This is a genomic window from Enterobacter sp. A103, assembly GCF_034427535.1.
In the GTDB taxonomy this organism is placed as follows: domain Bacteria; phylum Pseudomonadota; class Gammaproteobacteria; order Enterobacterales; family Enterobacteriaceae; genus Enterobacter; species Enterobacter asburiae_B.
Window position 1 is genome coordinate 108,961 of the sequence record NZ_JAXQPQ010000003.1, and the last position, 10,528, is coordinate 119,488.

9 protein-coding genes are annotated in these 10,528 nt (G+C 55.9%); all 9 read right to left on the reverse strand.

The window, feature by feature from the left end:
- Positions 1-130: 130 nt before the first annotated feature.
- A complete protein-coding gene (lpxC, locus tag SPH27_RS10920) occupies positions 131-1,048 on the reverse strand; it encodes a UDP-3-O-acyl-N-acetylglucosamine deacetylase (RefSeq protein ID WP_008501977.1) in 918 nt (305 codons plus the stop codon).
- 101 nt (positions 1,049-1,149) lie between these two features.
- Positions 1,150-2,301 carry a cell division protein FtsZ gene (gene ftsZ, locus SPH27_RS10925; protein ID WP_008501978.1) on the reverse strand — a complete coding sequence of 384 codons (1,152 nt, stop codon included), beginning with the start codon at positions 2,299-2,301 and terminating at the stop codon, positions 1,150-1,152.
- A gap of 63 nt (positions 2,302-2,364) precedes the next feature.
- Positions 2,365-3,621 (reverse strand): cell division protein FtsA, encoded by a 1,257-nt coding sequence (gene ftsA, locus SPH27_RS10930; RefSeq protein ID WP_023334508.1) that lies wholly within the window; start codon positions 3,619-3,621, stop codon positions 2,365-2,367.
- Entirely contained in the window at positions 3,618-4,460 is an 843-nt protein-coding gene (gene ftsQ, locus SPH27_RS10935) for a cell division protein FtsQ (protein WP_023310399.1), read from the reverse strand. The genes ftsA and ftsQ overlap by 4 nt, the downstream gene beginning before the upstream one ends.
- Before the next feature lies 1 nt (position 4,461).
- The gene (locus tag SPH27_RS10940; RefSeq protein WP_182071474.1) at positions 4,462-5,382 is read right to left on the reverse strand and encodes a D-alanine--D-alanine ligase; all 921 of its coding nucleotides are present in this window, start codon (positions 5,380-5,382) and stop codon (positions 4,462-4,464) included.
- Positions 5,375-6,850 carry a UDP-N-acetylmuramate--L-alanine ligase gene (murC, locus tag SPH27_RS10945; protein ID WP_033144631.1) on the reverse strand — a complete coding sequence of 492 codons (1,476 nt, stop codon included), beginning with the start codon at positions 6,848-6,850 and terminating at the stop codon, positions 5,375-5,377. The genes SPH27_RS10940 and murC overlap by 8 nt, the downstream gene beginning before the upstream one ends.
- Positions 6,851-6,906: 56 nt before the next feature.
- Positions 6,907-7,971 carry an undecaprenyldiphospho-muramoylpentapeptide beta-N-acetylglucosaminyltransferase gene (murG, locus tag SPH27_RS10950; RefSeq protein ID WP_039260813.1) on the reverse strand — a complete coding sequence of 355 codons (1,065 nt, stop codon included), beginning with the start codon at positions 7,969-7,971 and terminating at the stop codon, positions 6,907-6,909.
- Complete coding sequence (ftsW, locus tag SPH27_RS10955) at positions 7,968-9,212, reverse strand: cell division protein FtsW (protein WP_023310395.1); 1,245 nt, start codon at positions 9,210-9,212, stop codon at positions 7,968-7,970. Before ftsW ends, murG begins: the two co-directional genes overlap by 4 nt.
- Positions 9,212-10,528 (reverse strand): UDP-N-acetylmuramoyl-L-alanine--D-glutamate ligase, encoded by a 1,317-nt coding sequence (gene murD, locus SPH27_RS10960; RefSeq protein WP_039260814.1) that lies wholly within the window; start codon positions 10,526-10,528, stop codon positions 9,212-9,214. Before murD ends, ftsW begins: the two co-directional genes overlap by 1 nt.

The window sequence follows — 10,528 nt, forward strand, 5'->3', positions numbered from 1 at the left end:
TTCTGAGTAAGACAAACGAGAGATACCGCAGGGGTAAACGAAGAAGGGTAAAAATAAAAACGACTGGTCTTCCTGGTCGGAGAGAGTACCAGGTTAACCAGTCGATTTTTTTACGAAACGGTTTGAACCGTTACGCCAGAACCATGCTTGGTGCTTTGAAAGCCAGCGGCAGTTCAGCTTCGTCTTCGAAGGTCACATATTCCCAGGCTTCCTGTTTTGCCAGGACGGCCTGCAACAGTTTGTTGTTCAGCGCATGACCGGATTTGAACGCGGTAAATGCACCAATGATGTTGTGACCACACATGAACAGGTCGCCGATAGCATCCAGCATTTTGTGACGAACGAATTCATCTTCGAAACGCAGGCCGTCTTCGTTCAGTACGCGATAATCGTCAACAACGATGGCACAATCGAAGCTGCCGCCCAGGCACAGGCCGCGGGACTGCAGATATTCGATATCACGCATGAAGCCAAATGTACGGGCTCGGCTGATCTGGCGCATAAACGCATCGGCAGAGAAGTTCATCGCATAGCGCTGGGTGCTGGAGTCAATCGCCGGATGGTTAAAGTCGATGGTAAAGTCCAACGAGAAACCATTGTACGGTTTGAATTCAGCCCACTTGTCGCCATCTTCGACGCGAACGGTCTCTTTGATGCGTACAAATTTCTTCGCGCAGTTCAGTTCTTCGATGCCGGCATCCAGCAACAGATAGACGAACGGTGCAGCACTGCCATCCATAATCGGGATTTCTGGCGCATCGACTTCAACAATAATGTTGTCGATACCCAGACCCGCCAGGGCGGCGTTCAGGTGCTCTACGGTAGAAATCCGCACGTCATGCTCGTTCACCAGACAAGTACAGAGCATAGTATCACGCACAGATTTGGCATCGGCCGGAAAATCTACCGGTGGATTCAAGTCGGTGCGACGATAGATGACCCCGGTATTGGCCGGCGCAGGGCGTAACGTCAGCGTGACTTTCTTGCCGGTATGTAAACCGACACCAGTCGCCTGAACGATACGTTTAAGTGTCCTTTGTTTGATCATCGTATAATCTCGCCAAATTAACTATCCAACCGAGAGTGTATATCACTAACGGTGGGCCAGTTTAGCACAAAGAGCGCAAATCCCCTAATTCCAGCCAATTCTTAGTCAGCTTGCTTACGCAGGAACGCCGGGATATCCAGATAATCTGGCTCTTTCGCCGTTTGCGGCGTTGGGTCGTTCACCACTTTCGCGGCCGGTTTCTGCTCCTGAGTCAGAGGAGACATACCGTGCTGCTGGTAACGATCCATTACCGGTTGCTGAGTCTGCTTGTTGGTCACTAAGGTGATCTCAGGACGCTTGTCCATACCGATACCGGTCGCAACAACGGTAACACGCAGCTCGTCGTTCATTTCAGGGTCAAGGGAAGTACCGATTACCACGGTCGCGTTGTCAGAGGCGAACGCACGGATAGTGTTACCCACGGTTTCGAACTCATCCAGACGCAGGTCAAAGCCAGCGGTAATGTTGACCAGCACGCCGCGCGCACCAGACAGATCGATATCTTCCAGCAGTGGAGAAGAGATAGCCATTTCAGCCGCTTCTTCAGCACGGTCTTCACCGCTCGCCACGCCAGAGCCCATCATCGCGTAGCCCATTTCGGACATCACGGTGCGAACGTCTGCAAAGTCAACGTTCATCAGGCCAGGACGGGTAATCAGTTCAGCGATACCCTGAACCGCGCCTTTCAGCACGTCGTTTGCTGCACCGAATGCGTCCAGCAGGGAAATACCGCGACCCAGAACTTTCAACAGCTTGTCGTTCGGGATGGTGATCAGCGAGTCCACATGCTTGGACAGCTCGGTGATACCCTGCTCCGCGAAGGCCATACGCTTCTTGCCTTCAAAATTGAAAGGCTTGGTCACGACAGCAACGGTCAGGATACCTAAATCTTTTGCCACTTCAGCCACAACAGGTGCTGCGCCGGTACCGGTACCGCCACCCATGCCTGCTGCGATGAAGACCATGTCCGCACCTTCCAGTGCAGCGCGCAGCGCTTCACGATCTTCTTCAGCCGCATTGCGACCGACTTCCGGGTTAGCCCCTGCTCCCAGCCCTTTGGTGATACCACCGCCGATCTGGATAGTCTGGCCTACAGCCGTCTTACGCAGTGCCTGCGCATCGGTGTTAACTGCGAAGAATTCAACACCTTCAATGCGTTCACGCACCATATGCTCTACGGCGTTACCGCCGCCGCCACCGACGCCGATGACTTTAATCACCGCGTCGTTGGTCAGTTCCATAGGTTCAAACATAATTTCTCTCTCCGTTGTGCCTGTCGCCCGAGACCGCTAATTCTCTCCGGTCTCTTAAAAAAATTAAAACTCTTTTCGCAACCAGTTGTTCAGTCGTTTGACCCACGACCCCACTGAGACGCGTTTTTCCACTTCTGCTTCACCACTGAGATGAGATTCCTTCCCGTAGTGGAGCAGGCCCACAGCCGTTGAATAATACGGCTCCTGAGCATAATCCGTTAAACCGGTGATATTCAGCGGCGCACCAATACGCACCTGCGTATGGAATACGCGCTGAGCACAGGCCGCAAGACCTTCAATTTGCGCTGCACCGCCGGTTAATACAATCCCCGCCGCAAGATGATGTTTAACGCCCTGCTGACGAAGCTGTTCCTGTAACTGTAAAATCTCTTCGTTGACCAGGTTGAGCAGCTCGGTATAGCGCGGCTCTATCACCTCTGCCAACGTCTGGCGCTGCAGGCTACGCGGTGGACGACCACCGACGCTCGGCACTTCAACGCTCTCATCTTTGCCAACGATAGACCCCAGCGCGCAGCCGTGGCGCACTTTAATCGCTTCTGCATCGCTCGGCGGCGTACCAAAAGCGTAAGCAATATCGCTGGTCACAACGTTCCCGGCATAAGGGATCACTTTCGTGTGGCGCAACGCACCGCCGGTATACACGGCGATATCCATTGTACCACCACCAATATCGACCACACAGACACCCAGTTCACGTTCATCTTCGGTCAGCACGGAATAACTTGCCGCCAGACCCGCGAAAATAAGTTGGTCAACTTTCAGGCCACAACGTTCAACGGCTTTTACAATGTTCTTCGCCATATCGTTGTGACATGTGATCAGGTGCACTTTTGCCTGCATACGTACGCCAGAAAGACCGACCGGGTTCTTGATCCCTTCCTGGTAGTCAATTGCATATTCCTGTGGAATGACATGCAGCACGCGATGTTCGTCGCGGACACGCACGGATTTCGCCGTGTGCACGACGTTTTCAACGTCTTCCTGTGTCACTTCTTCTTCGGAAATCGGCACCATACCGATTTCGTTCTGGCAGCTAATGTGCTTACCAGAAAGGGCCAGATAGACAGAAGAAATCTGGCAATCTGCCATCAGTTCAGCCTGATCGATGGCGCGCTGAACGCATTTCACCACCGATTCAAGATCGTTTACCCCACCTTTATCCATACCACGGGACGGGCAACTGCCTACGCCAATGATATTGACCATACCGTCGGGCAGAACTTCCCCTACTAAAGCGGCAACCTTCGCGGTGCCAATCTCCAGTCCAACTACCAGTTTTCTGTCCGTCGCCTTGATCATTGTTGTTCTGCCTGTACCTGTGCCTGATTCTGTTGCTGATTAGGTTCCTCGACCGGAGCCGGTACCCAACCGACTGCTGCGCCTGAGTCATAGCGCAAATCAACGTAGCTTATCCGTTTGCCGTCAGTCTGTGCCTGCTGCTGTAAAACCGGGTAAAGTTCGACAAAACGCGCCAGACGCTTCATTGTGTCGCCGCGTCCCAGGTTGAGCTTAATGCCGTTCGTTAACGTCAGCTGCCAGGAACGGCGCGCCGTCATGGCAGCATCTTTTAACGTAAACCTGTCCTTCGCCAGCACCTGCCCCATTTCGCGAAAACCTTGTAACACCTCGTTTTCGCTACCTTCCGGGCCATACAACATCGGTAAATTTTGCTTGTTGACACGATCGGCCGGGACGCTGAAGGAGTTTCCGTCTGCGTCAACCATGTGCTGATCATTCCAACGCGCAATGGGCACATATTCAACCAGATGAATCTTCAATTCATCAGGCCATTGCTTTCTTACGCTCGCCTGTTTTATCCATGGCAGACGTTCTATCTGGCTCTGGATAATGTTGACGTCCTGCGTCATAAAAGTGCCAGGCGAGCCCAGCGCCAGAATTGACTGGCGAATATCGTCGTTACGCGTGTAGTGACGCTCACCGGTGACCACCAGCTTAGAAAGCGGCAACCGCTGCGCATCTTCCATCCAGCCCAGGACCATCCAGCCGCTGATAAACACGGTGCACAGCACCCCGAGCAGGAAAATGATGCCTGCAAGACGCGTTCCATTACTGCGGCGTGAGGAGGCGTATTCGTCCTCGTCATCGCGGTTGCGCGTGTTCAATGCAGCCTGAGACATATCAGCCCGCCTGGTCCAGAATGCGTACGACTAACTGCGAGAAGCTCATCCCCGCCTGACGCGCGGCCATCGGCACAAGGCTGTGGCTGGTCATTCCCGGAGAGGTATTCGCTTCCAGCAGATAAAATTGTCCGTCACTGTCCTGCATCACGTCGATGCGTCCCCAGCCCTGACAACCCAGAATATGCCAGGCTTTAAGCACCAGGGACTGTAAATCGGCTTCACACTCAGCTTCAAGACCACAAGGGCAGAAATATTGCGTCTCATCAGAGAGATACTTCGCCTCATAATCATAGAAGGTTCCGGCCGGTTGGATACGAATTGACGGTAAAATTTCTTCGCCAAGCATCGCGACGGTAAATTCCGGCCCGCTGAGCCATTTTTCAACCAGAACTTCTTCATCATGTTGAAATGCCAGTGCTAAAGCGGACGAAAGATCTTCAGCTTTCTCGACTTTGGACATTCCCACGCTCGAACCTTCCCGGCTGGGCTTTACAATAACCGGTAAGCCCAGCTCAGCAATGCGTGTATTAACGCTATCCGGCAGGCCCAATTCAAATTCGCGACGCGTCAGTGCTACCCATGGCGCAACGGGTAACCCCGCGCCCTGCCACAGAAGCTTGCTGCGCAGTTTGTCCATAGAGATAGCGGAGGCCATCACGCCGCTGCCGGTGTACGGCATGCCGATCAAATCCAGAAGCCCCTGCAGGGTGCCGTCTTCGCCGCCGCGACCATGCAAAGCGATAAAGACTTTATCGAAACCCATGGCTTTTAATTGCGTCACGTCGACCTCTTTTGGGTCGACCAGGTGCGCATTGACGCCAGCTTCACGCAGGCCCGCCAGCACAGCCGCGCCGGAATTCAGGGAAACCTCGCGCTCGGCGGAGGTGCCGCCAGACAGGACAGCAATCTTATCAGCCATGATGCTCATCCTCCTGGGTTTGCGGCTTCAGTTTGATTTCAGCTAAGGTACGGGCGATTTTGCCGATATTTCCCGCGCCCTGAATCAGAATCAAATCATTACCTGTCAGGACCGGTGCCAGAATTTCCGCCACCTGTGCTGGGTCAGAAACCAGAATAGGGTCAACTTTACCGCGTCCACGGATGGTACGACACAGGGAACGGCTGTCAGCCCCCGGAATCGGCGTCTCGCCTGCGGCGTACACGTCCAGCATTAACAGGGTGTCTACCTGTGACAGGACGCTGGCGAAATCGTCGTACAGATCGCGCGTACGCGTGAAGCGGTGCGGCTGGAAGACCATCACCAGATTTTTGTCCGGCCAGCCTGCACGCGCGGCTTTAATGGTGGCATCGACTTCGGTCGGATGGTGGCCGTAGTCGTCCACCAGCATCGCAGTGCCGGCTTTACCGTTCACGGCGTCCAGCGGGAATTCACCGAGGAAGTCGAAGCGACGGCCGGTGCCCTGGAAACTTTCCAGCGCGCGCAGAATGGCATCATCATCAATGCCTTCTTCCGTCGCGACGGCCACAGCCGCTGCGGCATTGAGGGCGTTATGGCGACCTGGCGCATTCAGCGTGACGTGCAGCAGCTCTTTGTCCTGACGCGCCAGCGTGAAGTGCCCCTGCGCACCGATCTGTTTGTACTCTTCCACGCGGACGTCAGCGTCTTCGCTGAAGCCGTAAGTGGTGATTTGACGACCCACGCGCGGCAGCAGCTCGCGGATCACCGGATCGTCTACGCACATCACCGCACGTCCATAGAATGGCAGGTTGTGCAGGAAGTTGATGAAGGTCTGCTTTAAGTTCTCGAAGTCGCCCTGGTAGGTATCCATATGGTCAGCTTCGATGTTAGTGACAATCGCCACCATCGGCTGCAGGTGCAGGAACGACGCGTCGCTCTCATCCGCTTCGGCAATCAGATAACGACTGTGGCCCAGACGCGCGTGTACGCCCGCGGCTTTGACCAGACCGCCGTTGACGAACGTCGGGTCGAGACCCGCTTCCGCATAAATACTGGAGACCATCGCCGTGGTCGTGGTTTTACCGTGGGTCCCGGCAATGGCGATGCCGTGACGGAAACGCATCAGTTCCGCCAGCATTTCTGCACGGCGGATCACCGGAATGCGCGCTTCATGTGCGGCAACGATTTCCGGGTTGTCAGAGGAGATGGCGCTGGAGACCACCACCACGCTCGCATCGCGCACATTTTCTGGACGATGGTTGAAATAGATAGTCGCCCCAAGCGACGCCAGCTGCTGCGTAACAGGGTTTGGCGCCAGGTCAGACCCGCTGATCTGATAACCTTCGTTAGCTAACACTTCGGCAATACCGCCCATGCCAGCACCACCGATGCCAACAAAGTGAATGTGCCGGACGCGACGCATCTCGGGCACGATTGAACGCAGTTTTGCCAGTTGTTGTGTATTCATTCTCTAAACGCCATCGACTACTTAAAATTCGTGCAGCGCAAAACGCGCTGCGAGGGTTAAGCCTGGGCTGCCAGGCTCACTTCTTTTGCCACCCGTTCCGTCGCATCAGGGATAGCGGCCGCGCGTGCGCGTTGCGCCATCTCCAGCAGTGCGTCTCTGTTCCAGCCCGCCAGGGTGGTGGCGACCGCGTCGGCGGTAAATTGTGGCTGTTCAAAAATCTTCGCGGCACCGGCTTTCTCAAGCGGCAGCGCATTCCAGTATTGCTGTCTGTCTTTGTGCTGGAACGGCACAAACAGGGCCGGCAGACCGGCGGCGGCGATCTCGCTCACCGTCAGCGCGCCTGAACGACAGACCACGACATCGGCCCAGGCATACGCTGCCGCCATGTCGTCGATAAATTCTGTGACTTTATGCTGCGGCTGGCCTTCGTCTGCGTAAGCTTGCTCAACGGTCTGCTGAGCGCCTTTTCCGCTCTGGTGCCAGATGGTCACGGTATCCCCCAGCTTTGCGGCAACCTGCGGCATCGTCTGGTTTAAAATGCGTGCGCCCTGAGAGCCGCCGACGACCAGTACACGAACAGGCCCTTCACGGCCCGTCAGGCGAGCGTCCGGCAGCGGGAGCGCCAGCACGTCCACACGCACCGGGTTACCCACCACGTCCGCTTTCGGGAACGCACCGGGAAACGCCTGCATAACTTTGGTAGCGATTTTCGCCAGCCACTTGTTGGTCAGACCGGCAATACCGTTTTGTTCATGTAGCACAACGGGAATGCCTAACGACCACGCCGCCAGCCCGCCAGGACCAGAGACATAGCCGCCCATGCCCAGCACCACATCTGGCTTAAAGCGCTTCATGATGGTGCGCGCCTGACGCCAGGCGTTAAAAATACGCACCGGAGCCAGCAGCATTGCCTTGAGGCCTTTGCCCCGAAGGCCGGAAATACGAATAAAGTCGATCTCAATACCGTGCTTCGGCACCAGGTCGGCTTCCATGCGGTCTGCGGTTCCCAGCCAGCGTACCTGCCAGCCCTGATCCATTAAATGGTGCGCAACCGCCAGCCCCGGGAACACGTGTCCGCCGGTACCGCCTGCCATCACCATTAACCGCTTCGGTTGATTCATCGTGAACCTCGTGTAAACGCCTGGGCTTTTTCCAGACGCGTCTCATAATCTATACGCAACAAAAACATGATGGCCGTCGACATAATCAACAGACTCGAACCACCATAACTGATCAACGGCAACGTCAGACCTTTGGTCGGCAGCATACCCGCTGCGGCCCCGACGTTAACCAATGCCTGGAAGCTAAACCAGATACCAATTGAACAGGCTAAGAATCCTGAGAAGCGGTGATCGATCTCAAGCGCTTTCCGGCCGATGGACATGGCGCGGAAAGCGACGAAGAATACCATTAAAAGCGCTAGTACCACACCGATATAACCCAGTTCTTCCGCAATAATGGAGAAGATGAAGTCAGTATGCGCTTCCGGTAAATACTCCAGTTTCTGTACCGAGTTACCCAGCCCTTGCCCCCAGACTTCACCGCGACCAAAGGCCATCAGCGACTGCGTCAGCTGATAGCCGCTGCCGAACGGATCTTCCCACGGGTTCCAGAACGAGGTCACACGGCGAATACGGTAAGGCTCGGCGAGGATCAGCAGCACAACCGCCGAAATCCCCATCCCGATGATAGCGATGAACTGCCACAGCTTCGCGCCCGCCAGGAACAACATGGCCAGGGTGGTAACGAACAGCACGACAACGGTACCGAGGTCAGGCTGCGCCAGCAGTAATACCGCCAGCACCAGAATCACGCCCATCGGTTTTAAGAAGCCGCGCAGGTTGTTACGCACTTCATCAACCTTACGCACCAGGTAGTTAGCCAGGTAGCAGAACAGGGAGAGCTTGGTAAATTCCGCAGGCTGAATGCGCAGCGGGCCAAAGGCGATCCAGCGTGAAGCCCCGTTAACAGAGCTCCCCACCACCAGTACGATCAGCAGCATAATAATCGAGGCGATCAGCATCGCCGTACTGTGGCGCTGCCAGAACTCCATCGGCAGACGCAGGGTCACCAGCGCCAGGCAGAACGCCAGGATGATGTAAAGACCATCACGCTTGGCAAACAGGAAAGGATCGTTCGCCAGACGCTGCCCGACGGGCATTGAGGCTGACGTCACCATAATGAAGCCGACCGCCGCCAGCCCCATAGTGAGCCAGAACAGCGTGCGATCGTACATGACCAGGCTGTCGTTATCTTTTTGACGAGAGCCCATCACCCAGCCTTTGAGCGCCGCAAATACCCATGCCAGGATCCCAAATCCTGGCAGGCGCGGCATTTTCAGGCGAGGGAGAGATAAACGCATTAGCCTAACTCCTTCGCCAGGCGGGTAAAGACATCACCACGCTGTTCGAAATTCTTGAATTGATCGAGGCTGGCACAGGCCGGAGAGAGCAGCACCATATCGCCTGGCTTCACGCGAGGGGCAATCAGCCGCATCGCCTGTTCCATGGTTTCGGTTTGCTCGGCAACCTCAGGGCGCAGTTCAGCCAGCTCGCTGCCGTCACGGCCGAAGCAGTACAGGCGGACGTTATCTCCGGCGAGATACGGCTTCAGGGAGGAAAAATCAGCTGATTTACCGTCGCCGCCCAGCAGTAAATGCAGGGTGCCGTCAACGTGCAGACCGTTCAGCGCGGCCTCCGTGCTTCCGACGTTGGTAGCTTTGGAGTCGTTAATCCAGCGCACGCCGTTGTGCTCCAGCGCCAGCTGGAAACGGTGCGCCAGACCAGAAAACGTGGTTAACGCTTTCAGGCTGGAGGAGCGCGGCAGCCCTACTGCATCCGCCAGCGCCAGCGCCGCCAGGGCATTGGTATAGTTGTGCTGACCAGTGAGCTTCATCTCTTTCACGTTCAGCACTTTCTCACCCTTCACGCGCAGCCAGGTTTCGCCCAGCTGACGGTTCAGGTGGTAATCCCCCATCGTGATACCGAAGCTGATACAGCGATCGTCTGCACCGCGTACGGGCATGGTCAGCGCGTCATCGGCGTTTACAACGCAGACTTTGGCATTTTCATAAACGCGCAGCTTGGCGGCACGGTACTGCTGCAGACCAAATGGATACCTGTCCATATGATCTTCAGTCACGTTGAGGATCGTCGCAGCCGCAGCGTGCAGGCTGGAGGTGGTTTCCAGCTGGAAGCTGGAAAGCTCGAGAACATACAGCTCGCAGCCTTTATCCAGCAGCATCAGAGCGGGTAAACCAATGTTACCGCCAACGCCGACGTTCATGCCCGCCGCTTTCGCCATTTCACCCACCAGGGTGGTGACGGTGCTTTTACCGTTAGAACCGGTAATGGCGATAATAGGTGCCTGCGCTTCGCGGCAGAACAGCTCGATATCGCCGACAATCTCAACGCCCGCATCCGCAGCAGCGCTCAGCGAAGGATGCGCCAGCGCCATACCTGGGCTTGCGACAATCAGATCGGCTGCCAGCAGCCAGTCATCATTCAGACCACCAAGGTGGCGTTCAACCTGTTCCGGCAGTTTGTCCAGACCCGGCGGAGAGACACGCGTATCCATCACGCGTGGCGTCACGCCGCGTGCGAGGAAAAAGTCCACGCAGGAGAGCCCCGTGAGGCCCAACCCGATGATAACGACTTTTTTGCCCTGGTAATCTGCCAT